At 54.0% G+C, this 26913-nt stretch carries 20 protein-coding genes; 9 read left to right on the top strand and 11 right to left on the bottom strand.

All coding sequences use genetic code 11. The features are described 5' to 3' along the window. Positions 1 to 96: 96 nt before the first annotated feature. From IT084_RS04735 to IT084_RS04770, 8 genes are all read left to right on the top strand, one after another. On the top strand, positions 97 to 2139 hold the full coding sequence (locus IT084_RS04735; protein ID WP_195711619.1) for a sigma-54-dependent Fis family transcriptional regulator: 2043 nt from the start codon (positions 97 to 99) through the stop codon (positions 2137 to 2139). Positions 2140 to 2715: 576 nt separating this feature from the next. Continuing rightward, positions 2716 to 3873, top strand: a complete 1158-nt coding sequence (locus IT084_RS04740) for an acyl-CoA dehydrogenase (RefSeq protein ID WP_195711622.1) — start codon at positions 2716 to 2718, stop codon at positions 3871 to 3873. Positions 3874 to 4111: 238 nt separating this feature from the next. Further along, the gene (locus IT084_RS04745; RefSeq protein ID WP_195711624.1) at positions 4112 to 5764 is read left to right on the top strand and encodes an acyl-CoA synthetase; all 1653 of its coding nucleotides are present in this window, start codon (positions 4112 to 4114) and stop codon (positions 5762 to 5764) included. Positions 5765 to 6051: 287 nt separating this feature from the next. Then, the gene (locus IT084_RS04750) at positions 6052 to 6351 is read left to right on the top strand and encodes a ferredoxin family protein (RefSeq protein WP_195711628.1); all 300 of its coding nucleotides are present in this window, start codon (positions 6052 to 6054) and stop codon (positions 6349 to 6351) included. A gap of 33 nt (positions 6352 to 6384) precedes the next feature. After that, a complete protein-coding gene (locus IT084_RS04755; protein ID WP_195711631.1) occupies positions 6385 to 7527 on the top strand; it encodes a 2-oxoacid:acceptor oxidoreductase subunit alpha in 1143 nt (380 codons plus the stop codon). Continuing rightward, entirely contained in the window at positions 7528 to 8400 is an 873-nt protein-coding gene (locus IT084_RS04760; protein WP_195711633.1) for a 2-oxoacid:ferredoxin oxidoreductase subunit beta, read from the top strand. Next, on the top strand, positions 8384 to 8929 hold the full coding sequence (locus IT084_RS04765; protein ID WP_195711635.1) for a 2-oxoacid:acceptor oxidoreductase family protein: 546 nt from the start codon (positions 8384 to 8386) through the stop codon (positions 8927 to 8929). The genes IT084_RS04760 and IT084_RS04765 overlap by 17 nt, the downstream gene beginning before the upstream one ends. A gap of 236 nt (positions 8930 to 9165) precedes the next feature. After that, positions 9166 to 10956 (top strand): sigma 54-interacting transcriptional regulator, encoded by a 1791-nt coding sequence (locus tag IT084_RS04770; protein ID WP_195711637.1) that lies wholly within the window; start codon positions 9166 to 9168, stop codon positions 10954 to 10956. A 2-nt stretch (positions 10957 to 10958) separates the two neighbouring features. Here the strand turns inward: IT084_RS04770 and IT084_RS04775 are convergent, their stop codons facing one another. Beyond that, positions 10959 to 11561: a Uma2 family endonuclease gene (locus IT084_RS04775; RefSeq protein ID WP_195711639.1), complete on the bottom strand. Its 603-nt coding sequence runs from the start codon at positions 11559 to 11561 to the stop codon at positions 10959 to 10961. A 382-nt stretch (positions 11562 to 11943) separates the two neighbouring features. Between IT084_RS04775 and eam the strand changes: the two genes are divergently transcribed. Then, positions 11944 to 13215, top strand: coding sequence for a glutamate 2,3-aminomutase (gene eam, locus IT084_RS04780; protein ID WP_195711644.1), 1272 nt, complete (start codon positions 11944 to 11946; stop codon positions 13213 to 13215). Between the two features lie 180 nt (positions 13216 to 13395). Here the strand turns inward: eam and IT084_RS04785 are convergent, their stop codons facing one another. The 10 genes from IT084_RS04785 to IT084_RS04830 form a co-directional block, all read right to left on the bottom strand. Next, positions 13396 to 15123: an aldehyde ferredoxin oxidoreductase family protein gene (locus tag IT084_RS04785; RefSeq protein ID WP_195711646.1), complete on the bottom strand. Its 1728-nt coding sequence runs from the start codon at positions 15121 to 15123 to the stop codon at positions 13396 to 13398. A gap of 254 nt (positions 15124 to 15377) precedes the next feature. Then, positions 15378 to 16541, bottom strand: a complete 1164-nt coding sequence (locus IT084_RS04790; protein WP_195711649.1) for an iron-containing alcohol dehydrogenase — start codon at positions 16539 to 16541, stop codon at positions 15378 to 15380. Positions 16542 to 17167: 626 nt separating this feature from the next. Further along, on the bottom strand, positions 17168 to 18727 hold the full coding sequence (locus tag IT084_RS04795; protein WP_195711651.1) for a sigma-54 dependent transcriptional regulator: 1560 nt from the start codon (positions 18725 to 18727) through the stop codon (positions 17168 to 17170). Between the two features lie 5 nt (positions 18728 to 18732). After that, entirely contained in the window at positions 18733 to 20436 is a 1704-nt protein-coding gene (locus IT084_RS04800; protein ID WP_313885419.1) for an ATP-binding protein, read from the bottom strand. A 192-nt stretch (positions 20437 to 20628) separates the two neighbouring features. Next, on the bottom strand, positions 20629 to 21777 hold the full coding sequence (locus tag IT084_RS04805) for an iron-containing alcohol dehydrogenase (RefSeq protein ID WP_195711653.1): 1149 nt from the start codon (positions 21775 to 21777) through the stop codon (positions 20629 to 20631). 151 nt (positions 21778 to 21928) lie between these two features. After that, positions 21929 to 22099: a small, acid-soluble spore protein, alpha/beta type gene (locus IT084_RS04810; RefSeq protein WP_195711655.1), complete on the bottom strand. Its 171-nt coding sequence runs from the start codon at positions 22097 to 22099 to the stop codon at positions 21929 to 21931. 69 nt (positions 22100 to 22168) lie between these two features. Beyond that, positions 22169 to 23269, bottom strand: coding sequence for a M42 family metallopeptidase (locus tag IT084_RS04815; protein WP_195711657.1), 1101 nt, complete (start codon positions 23267 to 23269; stop codon positions 22169 to 22171). A 143-nt stretch (positions 23270 to 23412) separates the two neighbouring features. Further along, complete coding sequence (locus tag IT084_RS04820; protein ID WP_195711660.1) at positions 23413 to 24339, bottom strand: DMT family transporter; 927 nt, start codon at positions 24337 to 24339, stop codon at positions 23413 to 23415. A 262-nt stretch (positions 24340 to 24601) separates the two neighbouring features. After that, positions 24602 to 24961: a DUF2680 domain-containing protein gene (locus IT084_RS04825; RefSeq protein ID WP_195711662.1), complete on the bottom strand. Its 360-nt coding sequence runs from the start codon at positions 24959 to 24961 to the stop codon at positions 24602 to 24604. A gap of 135 nt (positions 24962 to 25096) precedes the next feature. Continuing rightward, positions 25097 to 26881 (bottom strand): NFACT family protein, encoded by a 1785-nt coding sequence (locus IT084_RS04830; RefSeq protein ID WP_195711664.1) that lies wholly within the window; start codon positions 26879 to 26881, stop codon positions 25097 to 25099. Positions 26882 to 26913: the final 32 nt, after the last annotated feature.

The raw sequence follows: 26913 nt of genomic DNA on the forward strand, positions 1-26913 counted from the left end.
ATTTATCTTAAAACACGAGTGAAATAAAGGTATTTAACAAAAAAATAACTAATTATAAACAAAACCTTACATTTTTCTTGTGCGGGATGTGATGAAATGAAAATCTCCCAGTTTATGACTCACAACCCAATAACGCTGAAGGAGCACCACACCCTCAAGCAAGCAGTTGAAATTTTTATCCAACATTCCATAGACGGGGCACCGGTGATTGATGAGCAGGGAAAGATTAAGGGCATTTTTACCAAGACTCATTTATACCGCGCTTACGTTAACGATTATACTTCCGATACCCCGGTCAGCCTCTTGATGAAAAAGGATATTCGGACAATTAGCGTGGAAAGCTCGGCCGAGAAAGCATGGCAAATTGCGCAGACGGAAGGGGTGGGCCGGCTGCCCGTCACCGATGATAGCGGTAACCTTGTGGCCATGATGACCAGGACAAATCTGGTCAAGGCATTTGAGCATAAAATGCTGGAAATTATCAACAGCTTAAATGCCATTTTGGATTCCACCCATAACGGTATTTATGCCATAGACAGAAACGGAATCATCGTTATCTTTAACAAGGCCGCTGAGCGCCTGATTGGATATAAATCAGCCGATATACTGGGTAAAAGTGTTATTGATTTAAAGTTCGATCCCGGTGTGATGGAAATTATAGCAAGCGGTAAACCACAATTCGGTAAGAAAATGCTTCTTAACGGAAACCTGGTGGTGGCAAACCGGACTCCAATCATTACCGGTGACGGTGTTATGGGGGCGGTGGTGGTAATCCAGGATATATCCGAGCTGGCTTCAATATCCCGGGAACTTACTGAAACCACGGAACTTTATGAAGAATTAAATGCTGTCATCAACTCGTCCTACGATGGCATTGTTGTTGTAGATGAAAATGGCAATTTGATGCAAAGCAACGCAGCCTACAACAAAATGCAATTGGATATTGATGCAATAATAAACAGCATCAGCAAGGAGGCTATCAACAAAAGCGGTTCCGTGACCCTGGTCCACCGTTTTCCGGATGGCAGGGAAATTCTCCTTACGGCAAACCCGGTTCGCTATAAAAACAGCCGTAAAATAAACAGAGTGGTAATTAATTGCCGGGATATTTCCGAATTAATCAGCTTGCGGCGCGAAGTAGAAACAAGCAAGGAATTATCGGAAATATATCACCAGGAACTGGAAACACTGCGTACAAAATATCTGGGTCACACAATCGTATGTAACAGCCAGGCTATGCGCAATATTCTGGATTTGGCGATCAGGGTGGCCAGAGTTGATTCCACCATTCTCATCCAGGGGGAATCCGGGGTGGGGAAAGATGTGGTGGCAAGGTTGATTCATAAAGCCAGCAGGCGCGCCCGGGCGCCATTTATCAGGATTAACTGCGGGGCGATACCGGAGAATTTGTTGGAATCGGAATTATTTGGGTACGAACCCGGAGCTTTTACCGGGGCCAGGCGAGAGGGAAAGCCGGGTTTGTTGGAGCTGGCGCACAGAGGCACCCTGTTCCTGGACGAAATTGCCGAACTGCCCCTTTCTTTGCAAGTCAAACTGCTCAATGTGCTTCAGGACGGCGAGGTTACGAGGCTGGGCGGCATCAGGCCCGTCAGTGTGGATTTGCGTTTGATAGCGGCCACCAACAAGAACCTGGATAGCCTTGTAAAAAAAAGCCTGTTCCGTGCCGATCTATACTATCGCTTAAACGTGGTTCCCATTACCATACCTCCGTTGCGTGAAAGGCGCAGCGACATACCCGCATTGATCATCCATTTCCTGAGAAAGTATAACGAGAAATATAAATTGAACAAAAGCATTGCCGCCGATGCAATGGAATACCTGGTTAACTATAAATGGCCCGGAAATGTGCGTGAGCTTGCCAATTTAATCGAACGGCTGGTGGTGATAAACGCTCACGATAATATTACCACCAAAGACCTGCCCACCATTTTTTTGCAGCCGGGCCGGAATTTGCATCCCGGATTTACGGAAAAGGGATTTGGTTCGGAAAAAGAACTTATTGAAGAATTATACAACAGATTGCGCAGCACCAGGAAAGTTGCCGAAGCATTGGGTGTTCATCAATCAACTGTAGTAAGAAAAATGAAGAAATATAACATTAAGCCCGGCAATCGCTGATTTGGGGTCAAAAATATTTGAAAGTGATGCGATGCGCCTTGATGCGCCTGTGATGCAAGCACATGTTTTTATGCTTCATGAAAGTAGCCTGGTCTAATTTATGGCCAGGGCTAAGGAATCAAACACCGAAAAGCGCGCGACCCGCCTGTACCCGGAACGGGTATGCCCCGAAGGGATGTGGAAAACTGATTTTAGCGCCTTTCTGGTTGGGATTGCTATTTAAAAACACGTAAATTCCAAGTTTATGGAAATTTTGTTTTCTGGTATAGATTTTGCGTTAGTAAATTTTCACGATATTTATTTTTAAATAAAACTAAATATTTCCACAACTCCAACCTCTTGTTATGCAAGCGATCGAGCAATTGAATCCAAGGGGTAAAAAAATTTGGTGATGCACACTGATGCATTTAGCTCTCACCGCAAAGGAAGTTGACGCTTTTTTAAGGGGCAGCGATAAATTGGCCGATTATAAAATTCCCGCACAATACGAATTTGTAGAACAACTGCCCGGGTCGGAAACCGGTGAAATTCAAAAACATGCATTACTAAAAAGTATAAAAGATAGGGGGTTTTAAATTGTCTTACCAGTTAACTGAAGAACAGGAAATGTTGCGTCAAACAGTTCAAAGATTGGCGGAAGAAAAAGTGGCGCCGCGGGCCGCTGAAATTGATGAAAAGGATGAGTACCCCTGGGACCTGAAAGAAATGATTGCCGAGCAGGGATTGCTGGGCGCCGGGATACCCGAGGAGTACGGCGGAACGGGCGCCGGGCTTCCCTCGGTGTGCTTGATCGTCGAAGAGATTGCCAAGGTCTCCGCTTCCGCGTCCCTGATCGTTGCCGCCCAGGAGCTGGGAATGATGCCCATTTTACTGAGTGGCTCCGAGGAACAAAAACAAAAATACCTGCCGGGCATCGCCGATGGCGACCAGATTGCGGCTTTCGCCCTCACAGAGCCCAACGCCGGTTCGGATGCCGGAAGCGTTAAGACCAGGGCGGTCCGGGAAGGCGACAAGTACTTGCTTTCGGGACAAAAATGTTTTATTACCAACGGCAGCATCGCGGACGTATTTACCGTGTTTGCCACCACCGATCCCAAGGCCGGGCTCAAGGGCCTGAGCGCTTTCATCGTGGAGAAAAACTACCCCGGCCTGAGCGTGGGCAAAAAGGAGCATAAAATGGGCATCCGGGGTTCGGAAACCACGGAAATTATTTTTGACAACTGCCCCGTTCCGGCGGAAAACCTGCTGGGCAAGGAAGGCCGGGGATTTAAAATCGCCATGATGACCCTGGACTGCACCCGCCCCGTTATCGGGGCCCAGGCCGTGGGCATCGCCCAGGGCGCCCTGGACTATGCCGTCAATTACGCCAAGCAACGGGTTCAATTCGGTAAGCCGATTGCTTCCTTCCAGGGCATCCAGTTCATGCTGGCCGACATGGCGACAAAGGTTGAAGCCGCCAGGCAACTGGTATACAAGGCCGCTTTCCTGATTGAAAACGCCAAAAAGAATAATGTACCCGCCAGTGAAGTCAGCCGGTTTTCTTCAATGGCCAAACTGTTCGCCTCGGACGTGGCCATGCAGGTGACGGTGGACGCCGTGCAGGTGCTGGGCGGCTACGGCTACATGAAAGAATACCCGCTGGAGCGCATGATGCGTGACGCCAAGATTACCCAGATTTACGAGGGCACCAACCAGATTCAACGGGTTGTGATCGCCAAAAATTTACTGGGTTAGGAGTCCATGTCGCCAGCAGCTCGTCAGAAGAATGAAAAATCATCACAGTGACAGGCAGTAACTTGATCCATTAAAAGGATAATTGCGAAGAGAGCGGAACAAACCAGCGGAACGCCAGATATAAGTATCGGGTAATGTGAATAAAAAAGTGGAAGCCTCGGGCTGGAGGGCTTTCACTTTCAACCCCAATTTTCCTAAAATTTTGCCCATTTCTAATTTTCATAAAGGGGGTACTATAATGAATATTTCGCCGCTCAGCGAAAAGGACAAGGAAAGATTTAATGTCATCAACAAAGAAAATATTGATTTTATCCGCAGCAGGTACAACAAAGTCAACCGCTGGGTCGTCGCCGACATGGTACGCCGGAGCGCTTACCGCTACCCGGACAAACCGGCCTTGATTTTTAACGATATCACTCTCACTTATTCCCAGCTGGAAGCGGAATGCAACCGGTTCGCCAATGCCTTGCTGGACCTGGGCATACAAAAGTACGACCGGGTGGCCGTGCTGGCCCACAATACGATCCACCACGTGATAACCTGGCTGGGCACGGCCAAGGCGGGCGGCATCTACCTGGCGATCAATTACCTGCTCAGGGGGAAGGACATCAGTTATTGCATCAATCACTCGGAAAGCAAAGTTTTTATCGTGGAAGACGCCCTCTACGACCTGGTCCGGGACGTGTTGGACGACATGCCCCCGGTAAAAACATTTATCTGGTCCAACCAGGGCAAAGGTGAACCCGCCCCCGCCGGGTTTAAAGACTTTGACGCCTGGTATCGCGAATACCCGGCTGAAGAACCCGACGTCGAACTGCATATCGAGGATCCGGTGCAAATGACTTACACCAGCGGCACGGAGACATTGCCCAAGGGGGTTATCCTGACCAACCAGTCCCTCCTGGCCGAATATACGGGCTGTATCATTGACGGGGAATACACCCCGGGCGACATCAACCTGAACGCGCTGCCCATTTTTCACTGCGCCCAGCGGGATGTCTTTCTCAACCCCTGCCTGATGCTCGGGGCCACCAATGTGCTGCTGCTCCAGGCAGACCCCAAGCAGATCATGGAATACGTTGAAAAATACAAGGTCACCATGTTTTTCGCCCCGCCCACGGTCTGGATCGGCTTGCTGCGGCACCCGGATTTTGAACGGTACGATCTCAGTTCCATTACCAAGGGGTACTACGGCGCTTCCATTATGCCGGTGGAGGTGCTGAAGGAGCTGCAACTGCGCATGCCCAATTGTCAAAGGTTTTACAACTATTACGGGCAGACGGAACTGAGCCCTTACCACACTATTTTAAAACCCGAATTTCAAATTTCCAAGGCCGGGGCGGCGGGCCAGGGCGGTATCAACATGGAAACCCGGATCGAGGATGACAACCACGCGCCCGTTACATCCCCGGGGATGCCCGGAGAAATTTGCGGTCGCGGTCCCCATGCCATGCTGTTGTATTTTAAAGAAGCCGATAAAACCGAGGCCACCCTGGCTCACGGCTGGTTTCACAGCGGGGATATCGGAGTGCTGGACGGGGACAACTTTGTGACGGTGGTGGACCGGAAAAAGGATATGGTTAAAACAGGGGGAGAAAACGTGCCCAGCCGTGAGGTGGAGGAGGTAATCTACAGGGACGCCAGGGTGTCCGAGGTGGCGGTGATAGGCTTGCCACACGAAAAGTGGGTGGAAGGGGTGACGGCCATTGTCGTGCCCAAGGCCGGTCAAACCATCAAGGAAGAGGAAATAATCAATCTATGCAAAGAAAACCTGGCCGCGTTCAAAGTGCCCAAGGGAGTGATCTTTATGGATCAGCTGCCCAAAACCCCCAGCGGAAAGATCTTAAAGCGGGACCTGCGCCAGTTATTTAAAGACTTTTTCAGTAAATAGTACCCCCGGATTAAATTAATTCCTGCTTTTCAGATATCAGAATGATATTTGTATCAAAATGAGAGCCCGCGCGGCTTTACTGGCCGTGCGGGCTTTTTGTGTCATTTTGAGATGGTGGATGACGGGAGATTGATTAATCATACCGGACAAAATTTGCTCAAGGTTGAAAACCGGGCATTGCCGGTACTGGTGTTGGGAGATAAAAAAATTTTTATGGCCTGCTGGCACGGTAGTTGCGAACCGGTGAGGGCAAATAGCTTTTTATTTAGCAATTGGAGTGATCGCGCATGGCCAGACCTGTTTTCAATTATGATGATTATAGCATTCGCATTAACCGGCACTGGTGCAAAGGCTGCGGCATTTGCACCGCCCTCTGCCCGAACAAGGTGCTGCTGCTGGATAACCGCGGCAAGGCGGTGGCGGCCTACCCCGCTTCCTGCACGGGATGCGGCAAATGTGAGTCCCATTGCCCCGATTTTGCCATTTCGGTTGAGCGGCACGCGGAAAAAGAAAGGATCGCCGTGTACGCCGGAAACTTTTCGCACACCGGCCGCGCGCCGGGTCGCGTGGACGGCGCGCGGGTATAATATACTGGAACGTGCGGAAGAAGGTGTGCCGTTATGACTCAAGTAGTCGAGATGGCCCGGTTGATGCAGGGAAACGAGGCCGTGGCCGAAGGGGCTCTTGTGGCCGGGGTTCGTTTCTTTGCGGGCTATCCCATCACCCCGTCTACGGAAATTGCCGAGATCATGGCGGAACGGCTGCCCCGGATGGGTGGCAAATTTATCCAGATGGAAGATGAGATCGCCAGCCTGGCGGCGGTGATCGGTGCTTCGCTGGCGGGAGTCAAATCGATTACCGCCACCAGCGGGCCGGGCTTCTCCCTGATGCAGGAAAATATCGGCTTTGCGGCCATGGCGGAGGTGCCCTGCGTCATCGTCAATGTGCAGCGCAGCGGCCCCAGTACGGGGATGCCCACGGCGCCCGCCCAGGGCGATGTCATGCAGGCTCGCTGGGGCACCCACGGCGACCACCCGGTGATTGTACTTAGCCCTTCGTCGGTGCGGGAAGCTTATGATTTGACCGTGCGGGCGGTCAACCTGGCGGAAAAATACCGGGTGCCCGTTGTTTTGCTGCTGGACGAAGTAATCGGGCATCTCAGGGAAAAGGTGATCCTGCCTGCTCCGGGGGAGTTGGAAATTGTCAACCGCAAGGGACCCGGCGTGGCGCCCGCCGGTTATCTCCCGTACCGCCCGGACGAAACAGGGGTGCCGCCAATGGCCAATTTCGGCGATGGTTACCGCTACCATGTTACCGGGCTGGCTCACGATGAGCTGGGGTTGCCAACCAACAACCCCGAGGTGGCGGAACAATTGCTGTTGCGCCTGCACGAAAAAATCAACCGCAACCTGGATGATATAATTATGGATGATTCCATGCACCTGGAGGACGCCGGGGTGGTCGTGCTGGCTTACGGCGCTACGGCCCGCTCGGCCGGAAGGGCGGTCAGGGAGGCACGAAACAGCGGGATTAAAGCCGGCTTATACCGCCCGTTGACCTTATGGCCTTTTCCCGCCCGAAGGGTAGCGGCGGTGGCGGAAAAAGTGCATACTATCATTGTGCCGGAAATGAACCTGGGGCAGTACAGGCTGGAAGTGGAACGGGTGGTAGGGGACCGGGACCGGGTGAGAGGCGTCAACCGGGTTAACGGCGAGCTCATCACGCCCGGCGAAATACTGGCGCTCCTGCGGGAGGTGGTCTAGATGATGCAGGAACTGGAGAAGTACCTGAGGCGGGACAGGTTTCCCCACATGTGGTGCCCGGGCTGCGGCAATGGAATAGTCCTGGGGTGCCTGCTGCGGGCCATCAAAAAACTGGGGCTCGAACAGGACAAAACAATTATTGTCGGGGGGATCGGTTGTTCTTCCAGGGCCGTGGGCTACCTGGATTTTAATACCCTGCACACCACCCACGGGCGAGCTCTGGCTTTTGCCACCGGCATCAAGCTGGCCCGGCCCGAGTTGAATGTGATCGTGGTGACCGGCGACGGCGACGCCACGGCCATCGGCGGCAACCATTTTATTCACGCCGCCCGGCGAAACATCGACCTGACCGTGGTTTTATTCAACAACAATATTTATGGCATGACCGGGGGACAATATTCACCCCTTACCCCGGCTAATAAAAAAGCCACCACGGCGCCGCACGGCACCATTGAGCCGGTTTTTGACGTGGCGGAACTGGCCCGGGCGGCTGGTGCCACGTTTGTCGGCCGGAGCACCACTTACCATACCAACCTGCTCACCAGCCTGATCGCCGGAGGAATCGAGAACAAAGGGTTCAGCCTGGTGGAGGCGATTACAGCCTGTCCCACCAATTTCGGGCGGCGTAACAAGATGAAGGGCGGTGCGGAAATGCTGCTGTGGCAGCGGGACAACGCGGTGCATGTACAAAAGACTAAACAGATGTCCCCCGGGGAACTGGAAGGGAAGATCGTGATTGGCCTTTTACATAAAAAAGAAACGCCGGAATATACCTTTGTGTATGATCAAATCATTGCCCGGGCCAGGGAGGAGAGCGGGCCGGGCACGTTAACCCCCTTAAAGGGAGGTGAATCCCGTGGGCGAACAGAGTGAATTGCGGCTCGGCGGCAAGGGAGGGCAGGGATTGATCCTGGCCGGGATTATTCTTGCCGAAGCGGCCATCCGGGACGGCAAGAATTCCGTTCAGTCCCAATCCTATGGCCCGGAAGCCCGCGGCGGGGCCAGCCGCGCCGAGGTGATTATCGGTGACGAGGAAATTGATTATCCCAAAGTCTCCCGGCCCGGCGTGCTGCTGGTGATGAGCCAGGAGGCCTGCGACAAGTTTGCCGGCGACCTGGAGCGCGGCGGTGTGCTGATTGCCGATTCCACCTACGTGCATACCATACCCGAAGTGGACGGGGTGGTCTATAAATTGCCCATCAGCCTGGCGGCCCGGGAGGAAGTGGGGAAGGAAATGGTGGCCAACGTGGTGGCGCTGGGGGTTATGGCCCGGATCACCGGAGTCGTATCCCGCCAGGCGCTGACGGAGGCTTTACTTGCCCGAATCCCCCGGGGTACCGGGGAACTGAACCGCAAGGCGCTGGATTTGGGCTGGGAGATGGCGGAAAAAATCCTGCACTAATTTGTTTTTATAGAAAATCACCCCTGAAAACCCACGGGACTGGAAGCCGTGGGATAAAAGGGTCGTTGCCCGTCAGGGCGACAAATACTTCCCAAACAACAGTTCTCATGTTATAATATTGTTGTGCTGTCCCCGAGGCATGGAGAAGTGCCTCCTTTTTTATATGTCGATTACGAACTCGGGCCGGGCGCCATATGATAGAATATAGATCAATAGATATCTGGAGGATTAGAAAAATGCTTAGCCTGATGCAGGTGAAGGAAACCGAGCAGCGGGTATCGGACGCCATCGCCGCCGCCCTGAAGGTGGAGGTTGAAATCATCGACGCCGACCTGGTCCGGGTGGCGGGTACGGGTCAAGTTCGCGCCGGTGTGGGCAACCGCCTGTTGCGCGGCCTGGTCAACAAGCATGTTTTGCAAACCGGCGAGCCTGTCTTTATCAACGAGCCGGGATTCCATTCCATATGCCTGAAGTGTCCCCTTTCGGGGACTTGTTTTTACCGGGCCTATATTGTTTACCCCATCAAGGCGGAAGACAAGGTGATCGGTACCATCAGCCTGGTGGCGTTTGACGAGGAGCAGAAAAAAAACCTGACCGCCAATACTGAAACGCTGATCGACTTTGTTGGCCGGATGGCTGACTTGATTGCCAGTAAAGTCCTGGAACGGGAGATGGTCCGGGAAAAAATCGTAATGGCGGGCAAGCTGGAAGCGGTGCTGGATTCCGTCTACGAAGGGGTGCTGGCCATCGACGAGCGGGGGGTAATCACCCACTTCAACCGTACTGCGGAGCGCATGTTCGGGATTAAAAAGGAAAATGTGATGGGATTGCCGGTGAAGGAAGCACTGGGCAACGTACCCCTGCTGGACGTGCTCAGGGAAGGGAAGGGGTTTAACGCCCGGGAATATTTCATCAATTTTCATGGCAAGCGGTTGCACTTGCTGGTCACCGCCAGGCTGATCCGTTCCGGGGACAACACCGGCGCAGGGGTGGTGGCCACATTCAGGGATTTCAGGGAAGCCCAGAAGCTGGCCTACCAGATTATTACCGCTCAAGATATGCTGGATTTTAACGATATTATCGGTGAAAGCAAGGCCATCCTGGAAGTCAAGGCCAAGGCCGCCAAGATCGCCCGCAGCAACTCCACCGTGCTGATCGTGGGAGAAAGCGGCACCGGCAAGGAGGTTTTTGCCCGGGCCATTCATACCGCCAGCGCGCACAGCCACAAGCCCTTTGTGCCCATTAACTGCGGGGCCATACCGGAGCACTTGCTGGAAAGCGAATTGTTTGGTTACGAAGAAGGGGCATTCACCGGGGCGCGGCGTGGCGGCAAACCGGGCAAATTTGAACTGGCCAACGGCGGCACAATTTTTCTGGATGAGATTGGCAACATGTCGCTATATTTGCAGGCTAAACTGTTGCGCGTGTTGCAGGAAAGGCAAATTGAGCGGGTCGGCGGCACCCAGGTTATTCCCGTGGATATCAGGGTGATTGCCGCCACCAACAACGACTTGCAGGATATGGTGCGCCGGGGCCGTTTTCGGGAGGATCTGTATTACCGGCTCAGCGTAATCCCCCTGGTGATCCCCCCGCTGCGCGAGCGGCGCGAGGATATCCCCCGGTTGCTGGATCATTACATGCGGCGGTTCTCCAGGTTGCTGGGTAAAAAAATAGAGGGTTTCAGCAAAGAAGCGCTTGAGTTGTGCCTGGAATATCCCTGGCCCGGCAACATCAGGGAATTGATCAATGCTGTGGAATACGCGATCAACCTGGAGGAGGGGCCGCGGATTTTACCGGAGAGCCTGCCCCCGCGCCTGCGTGACGAAAAAGAGAAAAAACGGTCCCTGCCCGTCAACACGGTGGAAATCAAACCCCTGGAACAGCTGGAAAAGGAAGTCATCTCCAGGGCGCTGGAACTCTACGGCTGGACGGACGAGGGTAAAATGCGGGCCGCTGCCGCGCTGGGGATCAGCCGGGCCACCATTTACCGGAAAATCAACAAATACCGGCTGGGTGAAACCAAATAGTTTTATGGCAAATCCTCAGGTGATTCCACACCGGCAAACACTGTCTCCAGGTCAACAACCAGTTCCGGCAGAACACCGGCGCAAACCGGGCCACTTGCGGCGTACAGATCGGGCCGCCCGTAGCGGCCATTTTCATTTAAACGGAAAACAGTGAGCAGTTTGGCTTCCGGTTCCACCAGCCAGTACTCCCGCACTCCCGCCTGTTCGTAAAGCAGAAATTTTTCGTACCGGTCATGCTTTACGCTGGAAGGTGAAAGCACTTCCACAATCAAATCAGGAGCACCCTTAACTCGCCGCCTGCTCAGTTTACTTTGATCACAAATTACAAACAAATCGGGTTGCACAACATTGGTAACCTGTTGGTCGGGCGTGTCCGGATCGGCCAGCAGCACATCAAACGGGGCAATGAACACCCGGCACGCCTTGCCCTGCAGCTGGCTGTAAAACTGGCTGGCCAGCGCCAGCAAAACCACCTGGTGATTGAGGCCCGGCGAGGGCGACATGACCCGCGGCCGGCCTTGAATAATCTCCCAGCGCTCATTTGCCGGCCAGGTCAAATAGTCGCTGTAACTATAAAGGCGGTTGTCTGTGGCTGGTTTACTCACTGTCACCACCACCCGGTGTTTTTTTTCTTAAATTTTACTGTTTTTCGGATAAAATGTAAAACAAGTCGCATTAGCCGCGAAATCAACAAAGGGATAATGTGTTTTGATTTGTTGATGCAGGGTTTTTGGGGTTCTGGCGATACCGAAAATAATGTTATTGAAAAATAATTAAATTGGTTGCAGACAAGAGGGGATTTGTTCCAAATAACCCATAAAAATCATAAAAATTTTTTAATAAATAACTTCCATCTGTCAATTAAAATTAGTAAAATAAAAATGTAACCAATACATGCGGGGCAACAAACAACTTACAATGTAATACAAGTTGCTGCAAAAATATGTATCTTTATATGAAAAATGTAATGCAGATGGAGGTGAATGAATGGACGCATCCAGCAGCAAAAAAAGCAATATGAGCTACTTTGATTATGAAAAGCGCCAGCTGGCATTAAAAAGGGCGGAAGAATTAAAGCAGCGCATCAGCGATTACCTGGAGAAATCCCAAACTATACCCACGGGTTTTAAGCTGGAAAGCGAGTACCAGCAAAGGAAAAGGCGTATATTGGAATATTTCGGTGCCACGGAGAAAGATTGGCTGGACTGGCACTGGCAAATGCGCAACAGGATCAGCAGCGTAAAAAGGTTAAGGGAATTAATACCATTGACGGACGAAGAGGCCGGTCAGATTGAACTGGTCAGCAAGAAATATCGCTGGGCGGTTTCGCCGTATTACCTGAGCCTTATGGATCCCGGCAACCCCGAGTGCCCGGTGAGGATGCAGGGGTTGCCCAGCATTCTGGAACTCCAGGACAACTGGGGCAAGGAAGACCCCATGGGGGAGGAGTTCACCTCTCCGGCGCCGCGCGTAACCCGGCGTTACGCCGACCGGTTGATTATTAATGTAACCAACCAGTGCGCCATGTTTTGCCGCCATTGCCAGCGCAGGCGCAATATCGGCGAAGTGGATAAACCGGCCCCGGTGGAAGAGATTATGGCTGCTATAGATTATGTCCGGCGAAATACGGAAATTCGCGATGTGCTGATTACGGGAGGCGACCCGCTGACTTTGTCGGATGACTGGCTGGATTGGATTCTTACCGAGCTTGACAGTATCGAACACGTGGAAATAAAACGTATCGGCAGCCGCATCCCGGTGACCATGCCCCAGCGGATTACGCAGGAGCTTTGCGATATGCTGGAAAGGCATCACCCGCTATACCTGAACACCCACTTTAATCATCCCAAGGAAGTTACTTACGAGGCGCTACGAGCCACCAGGATGCTGGCCAAGGCGGGCATTCAGCTCGGCAACCAGGCGGTATTGCTCAAGGGGATCAACAATGACGTGCATGTGATGAAAAAACTGAATCATGAACTGCTTAAAATTCACGTTAAACCGTACTATATTTTCCACGCCAAGCCCGTCAAGGGCACCACTCATTTCGTGCCGGCCATCCAGGAAGGGCTGGACATTATGGAGAACTTGCGGGGACATACCTCCGGCCTGGCCATACCGCAATATATTATCAACGCGCCCGGCGGCGCCGGTAAGACCCCCCTGCTTCCGCAGTACCTGTTATCCATGGGGAAAGATCATGTAATGATCCGGACCTGGGAGGGTAAGGTTTTCCGCTGTCCCAATTACGCCGTTTAATCAATAATGCCGTTTATTAAGGTAATAAAGCGCCGGAAATATGCCTGGCTGAAAAAAAAAGCCCCAGGGTCCCGCGGGACGCCTGGGGCAGATTGTTTTAAACCGAGAGGTGGGAAAATTAATAGTCACAAATAGGGGGGGCTTTTAAAAATGGCTGATAAACATTAAACAATATATTAATTAAAAGTTGAACACCTCGTCCAGTTCTTCAGCCTTTACGTCAAACTTGGTATTATGCGGCGGCAAATCTTCGGTGGTGAAGAACTCGGGCAGCCGGTCGTCGGCCCTGGTAAAGCCGGCTTCCCGGTTGAACTTGCGCTCAACCTTGAGCACGTTTTGCCCCAGGGCGGCCACGTCATCCACCGTCAGCGCGGTGCCGTACTGGGCATTGAGCATTTCCACGATGGTGGGCAAGCCCTCGGGGTTGTCCAGTACCGCAAAGGCCACGAACAGGCACAGGCCCGTGGAGTCCACGGCGGCGGTGGCCACCTGCAGGTTGCGGGACAATTCCACCTGGCCGTCCTTCTTGGTGGGGTCCACGAAGCCGCCGACTTTCAGGATGTTGGCAGTGACGGCGTATCCTGCGGTGTGGTCCGCGCCCATGGGGGTGGTGGCGTAGGTGACGCCGTTGCCTTTGCAGGAACGCGGGTCGTAGGCCGGGATGCCCTGGCCCTTGACGGCGGGTACCCGGGTGACGCCGAACACCTTGCCGGCGTTGGCGGCGCCGCTGCCGATAATCCGGCCCAGCGGGGTGCCCTTGCCCACTTCCTCCAGGGCGGCGATGGCGGCCTGGCCGTCACCGAAGGGGATCACGCCCGCCTCCATGAGCACGCCCAGGGTGCAGCCCGTTTCAATGGTATCCAGCCCCACGTCATTGCAGATATAGTTCAATTTGGCAATCACGTCCAGGTCGCCGATTTCCAGGTTTGGTCCAAAGCACCAGGCGGTTTCGTACTCGATGGGAGCGCAGACCTTGCCGTCCGGCATGGGATACACGTTGGAGCAGCGCATGACGCAGCCGGGATGGCAGGCGTGAGTGGCCTTGCCGCCGCGGGCGACGGCCACCTCGGCCAGCTTTTCACCGCTTACTTCGCCGGCTTTGTCGAAGCGCCCGAATCTGAAGTTACGTACAGGCAGCGCTCCAGCCTCGTTGATAATGTTCATCAGTACGTTGGTGCCGTAAGAGGGCAGGCCCTGGCCGCAGACCGGGTGGTCCAGCAGGATTTTGGCGAACTTCTTGGCCGCCGCCTTGAACCGCTCGGGGTCCTTGACCGGCGCGTCGAAGGTTTTGGGGCAGTCCACCACGATGGCTTTCAGGCCCTTGGAGCCCATCACGGCGCCCAGGCCGCCGCGCCCGGCGTAACGGCTGCTGTTGCCGTCGCTGTCGTTATTGGTCACACCGGCGGACAGCATGAGCATTTCACCGGCGGGGCCGATGGTAATGACACCAACTTTATCGCCGTAGCGCCGGCGACAGATGGCGGTCACCTCGTAGGTCCCCTTGCCGGCCAGATCGCCGGCGGGGATCAGCTCAGCGCCTTCCGGGGTGATTTTAAGCAGGGAGAAATCGCCACCGGCTGGCTTGCCTTCAACGATGATGGCCTTGATCCCCAGGTTGGCCAGTTTCTGCGAAGTAATGCCGCCCGCGTTGGCTTCCTTGATGCCGCCGGTGAGCGGGCTCTTGCCGCCCACGGACAGGCGCCCGGAGGACGGCGCGCTGGTACCCGAGAGCAGGCCGGGGGCGATGACCAGCTTGTTGAACGGCCCCAGCGGGTCGCAGGTGGGGGGCACTTCGTCGGCCACCAGCTGGGAAGTTAATGCCCGGCCGCCCAGCGCCAGGTATTGCTCCGGTACTTCTTCAATGGCCAATTCTCTGGTAGTCATGTTAACCCGGATAAACTTTGACATTTTATAACCCCTTTCTTAGTCATTAATAATTTTAAATTCTATAAGTTTAATATTTCACAAACCGGATGTTTAATTATGAATATAATTAAGCAAGAATCGTGCCTGAAGACTCCGGTAACGGACCCGCGCCGCGGTGGCTTATATATTACACTGCCGGGTTTATAATAGCACCATCGTTGTGCTTTAAAACGGCACAACGATGGCGTTTATTTCTGGAACAAGCGTTCCAAACCGGGACAATATTGCGGGTTAAATTACATGGCGTTTTTATAAATTTGAATTACGTCCTCCAGGGTGGCCAGGCGCGGGTTGGTCAGGCTGCAGGCATCTTTCATGGCGTTTTCAGCCATTACCTGCAGGTCTTCCTCCTTGACGCCCAGTGTGCTGAGCCCGGTTGGTATGCCCACGTCAACCGAAAGCTGCTGGATGGCTTCGATGGCTACGTCGGCGGCATCCCTGGCGCTTAAACCTTCAATGTTTTCCCCCATGGCCGCGGCGATATCGGCGAAGCGCTCGGGGGATGCGATCAGGTTGAAGTTGCAGACGTGCGGCAGCAAAATGGCGTTGCACACGCCGTGGGGCAGGTTATAGAAGCCGCCCAGCTGGTGCGCCATGGCGTGGACGTAACCCAGGCTGGCATTATTGAAAGCCATCCCCGCCAGGAATTCCGCGTAAGCCATTTTGTCCCTGGCCTCCATGTTCGTACCGTTGGCCACCGCGCTGCGCAGGTATTTTGAGATTAACTTGATGGCCATGAGGGCCGCTGAATCAGTAACCGGCGTGGCGGCTGTGGAAACATAGGCTTCCACCGCATGGGTCAGGGCGTCCATGCCGGTGGCGGCGGTGAGTGCCGGGGGCATGCCCACCATCAGGAGGGGGTCGTTAATGGCGACGTTCGGGGTGACCCTCCAGTCGACAATGGCCATTTTAACTTTGCGGTCGGTGTCGGTGATGATACAAAAGCGGGTCATCTCGCTGGCCGTACCCGCGGTGGTGTTGATGGCGATAAAGGGAGGCATGGCCTTGCTGGATTTATCCACTCCTTCGTAGTCGCGAATATGGCCGCCGTTGGTGGCCACAATGCCGATGCCCTTGGCGCAATCGTGAGAACTGCCGCCGCCCAGGGAAATGATCATATCGCAGTTGTTGTTCTGGAATACTTTAAGACCGTCGTGCACGTTGATGTCGGTGGGGTTGGGTTCGGCGCCGCCCCATACGATGGCTTCGGCCCCGGCCGCTTCCACCAGGTCCTTGATCTCGCCGGCCATACCGGATTTGGCCAGAAACGCGTCGGTAACGATCAGCGCCTTTTTGCCGCCCAGCACTTTTACCTGGTTGGTAGTTTCCTTGTGCGCTCCGATGCCCATCAGGTTGACCGTGGGGATAAAGTAGCCGTAAACTTGTTCTCCCAGTGCCATGAAAAAATACCTCCTTGATTTTTCAGGGAAAATTAATTTTCCCTATTATTTAATTTATTTTGAGTATTTTTAACGCAAGAGGCATGCCAAACTTAGTTTTCCCCGATACGTCAAGGCAAAACAGAAAAACAAATATTGTGAATTTAGTTGAAATTGATCCAAAATGACACTGGGATTGCTTGAAAAGTTAAAAAATAAGTTCTATTCCGGGACAAGGGTCCCAAAACGGAACACGGGCGGGGCGTATATACGTGGCATAATTCCCTATACTTAACATTGACTTAACTGCAACAATACCACAGCGGCAGGCGATCCGGTGGTTTTCTGGAGCGAACTGAGCACTGGGTGCGGTGCTTAGCCCGTCATATCCCCAGAGCTTGACCCTGAAAGGGCGTAAAGTATTGCTCCGGCAGGGTTTTGTAAGCGTTAACAAACAGTTCTTTAACCACTACGAAGATAATTGCGAAGTGAGCGGAAGAAACCACCGGATCGCCAGATCAAGTACCGGTTTTTGCAGCGAAATCAACCTTTTGATCAAAAGTAATCGGCGCGGACGTAATGATGCCGTCCGTGCCTGCTTAGGGGCCAATGCCATGTTTATTGCCGCCGGGGTTAAAAAGGTCATGTCAGTTTGTGGTGGCTTTAATGCCGTATTCTTTCATTTTTCTGTAGAGCGTGTTTCTCCCGATGCCCAGGGAGCGGGCAGCGGTGGTTATGTTGCCGCTGTAGTAAGCCAGGGTGCGGGTGATGGTCCGCACTTCCACTTCTTCCATGCTGGGGGGAAGCGGGCCCGGAACGCCCAGGGTTTCCATGCGCTTGAGCAATTTTTCTTCCAGTTGCTTGCTTAACCGGTATGCTGTTAGAATATTTTCCTTGTTCAAAGTTTCTGTAAATTCGGCATTGTTTACCACTTCGTCAAGTATATCCACCAGTGTACGGGGGGTTCCCGAAAAACCGCCGTTTCCCTGGCCGGCCGTAACCGGGATATGGGCGGAACCGAAAACGGCGGAAATAATTTTGTTCGGTAGGTGCGCAGGGAGGATCATATTCCCGTCGCACAGCGCAATGGCCTGGTCTACGATATTCACCAACTCCCGGATATTGCCCGGCCAGTTGTATTTCATCAATATTCGCATTGCTTCGGGGGATACCTGTAGCGGTTTTGATTCCTTATCCCCGGCGCGGTTGATAAAATGATTTACCAGCATGGGAATATCTTCTTTTCTCTCCCGCAGAGGCGGTAAATCCAGCCTGACCACGTCCAGCCGGTAAAACAGGTCCTCGCGGAACTGCTTTTCCCGGACCGCCTGTTCCAAATCGACGTTGGTGGCTGCAATGACCCTGACGTCGGTTTTAACGGGTTTTTCGCCGCCCACCCGTAAAAATTCACCCGTTTCCAGTACCCGGAGCAGTTTAACCTGAATGGACAGGCTGGCTTCGCCCACTTCATCCAGGAAAAGGGTACCGTTGTCGGCGATCTCAAAAATCCCCCGGCGCAGGCAGGATGCCCCGGTGAAGGCGCCCTTTTCGTGGCCGAACAGTTCGCTTTCCAGCAGGTTTTCGGGGAGAGCGCCGCAGTTGACCGCAATAAAGGTTTGCCGGTGGCGGGGGCTGGCGGCGTGGATAAACCGGGCCAGCACCTCTTTTCCCGTGCCGGTTTCGCCCTGGATGAGCACGTTGATATTTTTACGGGCGATTTTATCCGCGACAGTTGCCAGGCGCAGCATTTTCGGGGTATTGCCCACAATAAAGCCGGTCTGTTCGGCGATGGCCTGCCATTCCGGTTGCCCGCCGGTTTTGCCGGTGGCCCGGCGTCCAAAATCCAGCGCTCTGTCGATCAGTTCCTCTATTTCGGAAATATCTTCAAAGGGCTTTTCAATGTAATCAAAGGCGCCGAGCTGGATCGCCTTGACGGCGGTTCTGGTGGTGCCGTAGCCGGTCATGATGATGGCTTCGCAATTTGGCTGGTGGTTCTTTAAGTATTGCAAGAGATCCAGCCCGCCGGTGTCGGGGAGTTTTAAATCGATCAGCGCGGCGCCAAAATCCGTGGATTCGATTTTTTTCCTGGCTTCGGCGCCGGTATGCGCCAGGCTGACGTTAAAGCCCTTTCTTTCCAGCAGGCGGCGAAAAAAGCTGCCCACCTCCACTTCGTCGTCAACTACCAGAATTTTTTTGCTGCAGGGCAATAAAATCACCTCCCCTGGTACCGTATGTGCGTTGTTGCGTTGGCATGGGGGTCCACCGGAATGAGCAGGGTAAAGCTGCTGCCCCGGCCCGGTTTACTGGCGACTTCAATCGTTCCCCCGTGCGCCTCGGCTATGCCCAGGCTGACCGATAAACCAAGCCCGGTGCCCCGGCCGGCCTCCTTGCTGGTAAAGAAGGGGTTGAATATTTTCATGATATTTTCCGGCGGGATGCCCTCGCCGTTATCCGTAACCGTTGCTCCCACGTATTCACCGTCCCCGGTTTTTCTCACCCCGGTGGAAATAATTATTTTTTTATGTTGACGGCGGTTTTCCATGGCATCCCGGGCGTTCAAGAGGAAGTTGATCAGCACCTGGTCCAACTGCTGTTCATTGGCCAGTACTTCCGGCAGATTCGGGTCCAGGTTGAGTTCAATATCCACGTTATTACGGTTAATCTGATACCGGATCAGGGTCAATACCCTTTCCACCACGTCGTTCAGGCTGGTGCGGGACTTGGGACGCGGGTCCTGCCGGGAAAAGGTCAGCAAGTTTTGAATAATCTTCTTACACCGCAGCCCGCAGTTGTAAATATCCCGCAACAGTTCCAAATTGCCTTCATCCATCCCGGCGTCCCGCATAATCATTTGTGAATTGCCGATAATCACCGTCATCGGGTTGTTCAGCTCGTGCGCCACACCCGCCGCCATTTCCCCGATGGCGGCCAGCTTGCCCGATTGCATGAGCTGCGCTTCCATTTTAATTTGTTCGGTAACATCCTTGATGTGATGAATTACGGAATAAATTTCCCGGTCGCCCTTGAACACCGGGTAATAATGCACGTCAAAGGTTTTGCCGGACTCCAACTGAATGCGGCGGTAGGCCGGGGCCCGGTTTTTGTTGACTTCATCCAGCAGGCAAAACTCGCATTTTTCATCCCGGCCCCACACGTAACTGTAACACTTGCTTTTTTCCGGTTTGCCGGTGATTTTGCCGGGCAGGCCGTCCAGCCGGTTGTTGCAGCGAACAATGTTATAATTTTGGTCGATGATCAGGACCGGGTCGGTCAGCGCCCGGAACGTTTCCTCCCATTCAATTTTGCTTTTCAGCACCTGTTCATAAAGGCGGGCGTTTTCAATGCAAATGGCCAGCTGGTCGGCAAGCTGGCGGGTGAAGTTGACCTCGTCCTCCCGGTAGGCGTTTTCCGTGCAACTGCCGATCATCAGCACTCCGATTACGTTGCCCTTGACGATCAACGGGTCCAGGGCCAGTGATGCCAGGTCAAGTTTTTTGATTGGCGGGCAATCATGAACCGCCCGCTGCTCCTCGTCAAGCGAGTAGACCATGCTTTTTCTTTCCCGGATGGCGTGCCAAAGCAATGACTTGAATGGCACGGGCCGGCCGGTGCAGTCGCAGCTGGGCACCATGGCCGTCATCACCAGATTGTCGTCCTGCATCAGGGCCAGGCCGAGAAATTCGCAATGTATGACCAGCGGCAGGCGCTGGTAGACCCGCTCGATGATGTCCGCCAGGGACATGTCAATGTTGATGTCCTTGATGATCTGGTGAATAATTTCCAGGCGGTTATTCTGTTTGATGATTTCCTCGTTCCTCTTTTTAACCTCGGTGTAGTAGTTGATTTTTGAGGAATTGACGCCGGTCAGGTGTTCGATCAGGCGCATTTTTTCGTTGATCAGGTGCTGGTTTTCCACTGGCCCCGCCTCCTTTCCTAAAAACAAATTTGCGTTACTTTTATCTTTTGCTCCGGTGGTATCAATCGCTCACTTTGCAACTATCATTATCGCGCATAAAGCTACTGCCGGTTAACGCTTGCAAAACACTGCCGGGCATTACTCTATGCCCTTTCGGGGTCATGGCTTCGGGGCTATGACGGGCTCCGGGGGTTATAACGCTTTGTGAAAAATTCGCGCCAGGTCCTCCGCGGTAGCATCCCTGGGGTTGGTGACGATACAGGCGTCCTCCAGGGCATTTTTGCTCAACTCGGGGATATCCTCTTCCTTCAAGCCCATGGCGGATAGCCCGTAGGTGATGCCGATATCCCGCACCAGGCGCCGCACGGCCTCGATGGCCTTACACGCCGCGTCCTGCTTGTTCAACCCCTGCACGTTTTCACCCATGGCGATGGCCACCTGGCGATATTTTTCCGCACAGGAGATCAGGTTGAATTCCATTACGTGCGGCAGCAGGATGGCGTTGGTTTCACCGTGGTGCAGGTCCAAAAGACCGTCCACCTGGTGGGTCATGGCGTGGGTGGCGCCCAGGATGGCGTTGGAGAAGGCCAGGCCCGCCTGCAGGCTGGCCATGGCCATGGCTGATTTGGCCTGCATGTTGGTCCGGCAGGCCACCGATTCCCGCAGGTTTTCCGATATCAGCCTGATGGCTTCCAGCGCCATGACATCCGTCAGCGGGTTGGCGGCCAGGGAGACGTATGATTCAATGGCGTGGCTGAGGGCGTCTATTCCGGTGGCCGCCGTCAGACGGGCATCCTTGGTCTGCAACAGCTGCGGGTCGATGATGGCGATATCGGGCACCAGCGACCTGGAGATAATGGCCATTTTTTTCTTGCGCTGCTTGTCCACGATGATGGCGAACTGGGAGACTTCGGAACCGGACCCGCCGGTGGAGGGAACCATGATCATGGGCGGCAGCGGCCTGGTAATTTTATTAACACCTTCATAGTTCTGAATCTTGCCTCCATTGGTGGCGAGGATGGCAACCGCCTTGGCCGCGTCAATGGGACTGCCTCCCCCCACGGCCACAATGGCGTCGCATTGCGAAGCGAGGTATTCCTCGACCCCCCTGGTTATCTCGGTGTCCTTGGGGTTGCTGGTGATGTCCGACCATACATTGTATTCCAGTCCGGCCTGCTCGAGATAAAAGAGGGCTTTATTGACCCAGCTGTTCCTTTGTACCCCGTAGTCGGTGACCACGAACACTTTTTTGGCGCCCAGGCGTAGGGCGCTTTCACCTACCTGGCTGATTGCTTCTATGCCAAAAATTATCTCGGGAGCGACGAATTTAAATAAATTCATTGATAGCCTCCGCTTTAACGCATTTGGTTTGTGCCAAAATGGTACAGCTCTATTGTAAAACTTTTTTAAGTGGCTGAACAACTAATTTGTAATTGTATATTTTAGAAAAACTACAAGGGATGCGCCAGGCACATCCCTTAGACCGCCGTCCCTATACCATTGATCTTTCTGCCCTCTCGATGGCCAGGCGGACAAGATTTCCGCAGTCCCTGGACGAGACGCTGCCGAATCCGCCCTCCCTGCGCACAATATCGGCAACCCCAAGTTCTTCGGCTAACTCCATCTTCAGTCGGTCGGACATAACCCCGTTCCTTCTGGCCATATTAGCCTACCTCCTTTGGGTTTATAGGGACCGGCAGGTCCATTTTTAGTATGTGTCAAGCCGGTGATCCTATACCGCCCGGAACCGGTCCGCGTTTTGTACAATGGCCTCCATCAATAAACAGGTTTGCGCTATGTCGCCCAGGTCGGCGACTTGTGCCGGCGAGTGGGCGTAACGCAGGGGTATGCCCAGCGTGGCCACCGGGACGTCTGCCAGCTGGATCACCGATGCGTCGGTGTAGGAGCGGGATATGCCCTCCTGCACGGCGATGCCGGCCCCGGCCGCCACTTTTTTCAAGAACGAGCGCATTTGCGGGCGCATGATGGCCAGGTCGTCCACCAGGCGCAGGGCCACGCCGCCGCCCAGGCGGATCTGGCGCAAGTGCGGGGGAATGCCTGGTATGTCGCTGCACACCATGCTGTCCACCACCACGGCGAAGCCCGGGCGCAGTTTCATGGCCGCCACCATCGCGCCCCGGGAGCCTTGCACCGGCGCCGGCCCGCTGCCGGGCAGCATGCCGTGCTCTTCTGTGCTGGAAAACACGCCGGTAACGGTAGCCCGGGGCCTGTTTTTCGCAAGCTCCCGTAAAAGGAGAACAAGCGCGGCGCAACCCATCCGGTCGTCCAGGCACCTGCCCATGACCCGGTCTATGTTCAGTCGCTGGAAATTGTGGCTGAAAGTGACCGTGGTGCCTACCGAAATGCCCGTTTGCAATACCTGGTCCCTGCTTTGGGCGCCGATATCCACAAAAATTTCCCGGCACCCGGATACGGGCAGGTGGGGCGGGTGGATGCCGACGCTGCCGTGGACTTCGCCGTTTTCGGTATGCAGCGCCACCCATTCACCCGGTCCCAGGTAACCGGGAATACCGCCCAGGGGATACAGGTATATGAACCCGTCGGGGTCAATATTGTTCACCACGAACCCGACTTCATCCATGTGGGCGCAAAACATCACGTGGGGATGGCCGTCGTCGCCGTTTTGGCCGGGAATAGTGGCGTACAGGTTGCCGATGTGGTCGGTGCTGATTTGCGCTCCGGCCGGCTGTAGCAGGCTGGCGATTTTTTGCCGGACGCCGTCCTCAAAGCCGGTAACACCGGGAACTTCCACCAGTTCCTGCAATAAATCCCCCAATTGCTCTTTAATCTTGTTGATATCCCCAATTTTCATTTATGTTCAACTCCCTTGGTTTGGGCTATAACGGGGCTCCATAAAACTCCAAAGCCTCCGGATCGCCTCTGCAATTGCCTCTGGTGACGCGCCAAGCGGCAGGGGAATTTCTGTGTTATAATTATACCCTTTAATATACCCGCTTACCCGGTTGTTTGTTCGTCAACGGGTTGATTGAAAGCCGCTTGCCGTTCCGTCCTTAGCTGTACCAGCACCACGGCGGTTAAAATCATTGCGCACCCCAGAAGCTGCATGCCTGTCAGAACTTCGCCCAGAATGATATAGGCTGTCAACCCGGCCAGAACGGGTTCCATGGTGCTGGTTATTCCGGTAACCACGGGGGTAAGGTAACTCAAACCTTTAAAGAAGAAACCAAAGGGTAAAACCGTTGCAAAAACAGCGATATAAAAAAAGAAAATCCAGTCCCCGGCGCCGTAGGAAGTGAAAGTGATCCAGGGTGGTCTGTACAGAGCCCAGGCCGCGCCTCCTACGCCCATTCCCCAGAACATCAGGGTCCAAGGGGAATATTTGCCGAGCCCGTATTTGCCGTATAAAGTATAAAAAGCAAAGGAGACGGCCGAGGCCAGGCCACTGATCAGACCGGCCGTGGTTGCGGCCATGCCCGCGCCCGTAGTGCCCTTGACAATCAACAACCCGCCGGTTGTGGCCAAAATGAGTGCCAGTACCTTGAACAGGCTGATGATTTCTTTGCGGGTCAATAGGCCGTATAAAAGGATGAAAACGGGGGCCAGGTATTCCAGGAAAACCGCGGTGGCCACGTTGGTTTCACTGACGGTGTAAAGGTAGGTAAACTGAACGGTGGCGACGCCGAATAAGCCGAAGATGATGAAATACCCGGCATCCTTGCGTTCAATTTTCAAGGAGCGGGGATTGGCGATTGCAAGATAAGTCCCCAGGAAAAGAAACGCTAAAATCAGCCTGATCTGGACCAGGTCGTAGGGGCTGACCTGCTGGTTAAACAGGTGTTTTGCCACCGTTCCGGACAGGCCCCAGAGCAAATCCGCCAGTAAAATAAAGCCCAACCCTTTGAATTGTTCGGATTTAATCATGCCTTTACCAGCTTTCAAAGTATTTTTTGTATTCATATGTTCACGGACGGCCGGGAATGCTTTCCCGCTTGCCGCTTAATTCCCCCTTTTAATTCTACCGTTACCGCCCGGAGTCCTGCGGCGGCGCGTCAAATATGTTCCGTCTTTAAGCTTTCAGCAAACTTATCAGCCCTATAGTGATAAAAAAACCGGGTGCGCTCGTTTACAGCGCACCCGGCATAACACATGGTTATGTTTTTTATGTTGTTGGAAACGGTTTTACTTACTGCTGAACATTTTGGCCAAAACCCATGCCGCCGGGACCGAATCCCATGCCGCCATGCCGGCCGAACCCCATGCCGCCGCGGCCCAAGCCGGGTCCTTGACCCGGGGTTCCAAACGGGCAGGTGAAGCCGTTTTGTTCGTGGAGCTTGTACATGGCGTCGAAATGCTCTTTCAAAGCCTGTCCTTGCTCCTGGGTCAGGCGCCCGTCTTTTACGGCCTGGTCCACCGCCGCCTTTTTGGCGTTAAACCGTTGTTCGAACCAGGCTTTGGCGTCGGCCGCGTTGTCCGCGAAGGCGGGCACCGCCATGGTGGCGGCCAGGGCCAGCGTGGTTAAAATCACGGCAATCTTTTTCTTCATTAAAACATCCCCTCCTTTCTTTTTTTACAATTATGCGCTAAAATTGTGGCAAAAGTGTGGGATGAGTTTATAAATTACGTGTAAAAAATAAACATGCCGGCAGTGGCTATAGTATTGCACCGCCGGCATGTCTTTCTATTTCGGTATATCCTGGGATGCTGCCCGCATGGCGTCGGGCCGCGGATCGACGTAAACGGTTTTTTGTTTTTCGTAAATCACAAAACCCGGTTTGGCGCCACCCGGTTTTTTTACGTACTTGCGGAGGGTGTAATCCACGGGCACCTTGCCTGATTCCCGGGCCCTGCTGAAATAGGCCGCCAGGGCGGCTGCTTCCAAAAGTGTTCTTTCGGGGACTTCGCGGCCTTCGGTGCGGATGATTACGTGTGAGCCGGGAATTTTACAGGCATGCAGCCAGATATCGTGATCTTCGGCCGTTTTTAAAGTCAGGGTGTCGTTTTGCCGGTTGTTTTTGCCCACCAGCACGGCGAACCCGTCGCTGGAAATGTACCGCAGCGGCCTGGATTGCGGTCCGGCGTCCTTTTCCCGCTTTTTGCCGGTCCGGGGGGCGCTTTCTTTAATGTAACCCTGGTTGACCAGTTCCCGCTTGATTTCTTCCAGGTCTTGCATATTTTCGGCCATTTCCAGCGATGCGGCCACACTTTCCAGGTATTCCAATTCTTCTTGGGTAAGCCGGGCCATTTGACCGGCCGCTTTGGCGGTGTTTCTGGCTTTGTTATATTTTTTAAAGTAAGACTGGGCGTTTTCCGCACCGGAAAGTTCCGGGGACAGCGGAATGGTTATGGTTTTGCCTTCCGGGTCGTGATAGTTGACCAGTTCGATTTCACGCATGCCCCGCTCCAGGCGGTAGAGGTTGGCGGTGAGCAGCTCTCCGTAGAGCCGGTACAAATCGCCCTTTTGGGCGCCGGCCATGCTTTCCCGCTGCAGGGCCAGTTTTTTGCCCAGGCGCTTTTGCTCTTTGTTGATCCAGCCCCGCAGCAGGTTTTTTTGTTTCCGGAATTCTTCCCGGGCCCGCTTTTGGGAAAAAAACAGGTCCGCGATTTCGTTGGCCCCGCCCTCAATATATTTTAGATCCTCGCCGGGCGTCACCGTCATGGGGTAAAAATCCACGGGTTCTCCACCGGGTTGCCAAACCAGGGTGGCCCTCGGGCCGCTTTCCCGGGCGGCGGCGAGGATTGATTGCAGTGATTGCCAGAGGGTGCGCAGCTCATGCTCGCCGCAATGGTTTAAAAGGATATCTTGTTCCAATCCCGCCAGCTTGATTATTTCCCGGCAGGTGGGGATGCCAAGCCCGTCCAGGGCTTTCTGCATCACGGCGGCCAGGCTGTCGTCCAGGTTGCCGGCCAGGATCAGCTCCCGGAATTGTTCTTCCTCCAGCGAGAACGGGTTGACTTTGTTGGATGCGGGCGGTGGAAGATAGGGCCGGCCGGGGAGCACCTCCCGGTGGCGGCTGACGGCGTGGGAATAGCGCCGGATGCCGTCCAGAATCAGGTCGTCCGGGTGGGACACCAGGATAATGTTGCTGTGACGCCCCATGATTTCACAAATGAGCGATTTAACCGCCGGGCGGCCCAGTTCGTCCCGGCCGTCAACCCGGATATCCAGAATCCTGTCCAGGCCCGGCTGGTAAAATTCACTTATTTTCGCGCCTTCCAGGTGTTTGCGCAGCAGCATGCAAAACACCGGCGGCGTGGTCGGGTTGGCCCGGGTTTCCCCCGTCAGGTGCACCCTGGCGTTTTCGGCATTGGCGCTTAACAGCAACCGGTATTTTTGACCTGGCCGGCTGATGACGAGGATAATTTCCTCCCGTTCCGGCTGGTAGATTTTTTCGATGCGCCCCTGCCGCAGCTTTTGATTCAACTCCCGGCACACTGCATATAAAAAAAGGCCGTCAAAAGGCATGATATTTTCCTCCGGCAATTCCTAAAAAATAT

Source organism: Desulfallas sp. Bu1-1 (genome assembly GCF_015594625.1).
GTDB lineage: Bacteria > Bacillota > Desulfotomaculia > Desulfotomaculales > Desulfallaceae > JADNRQ01.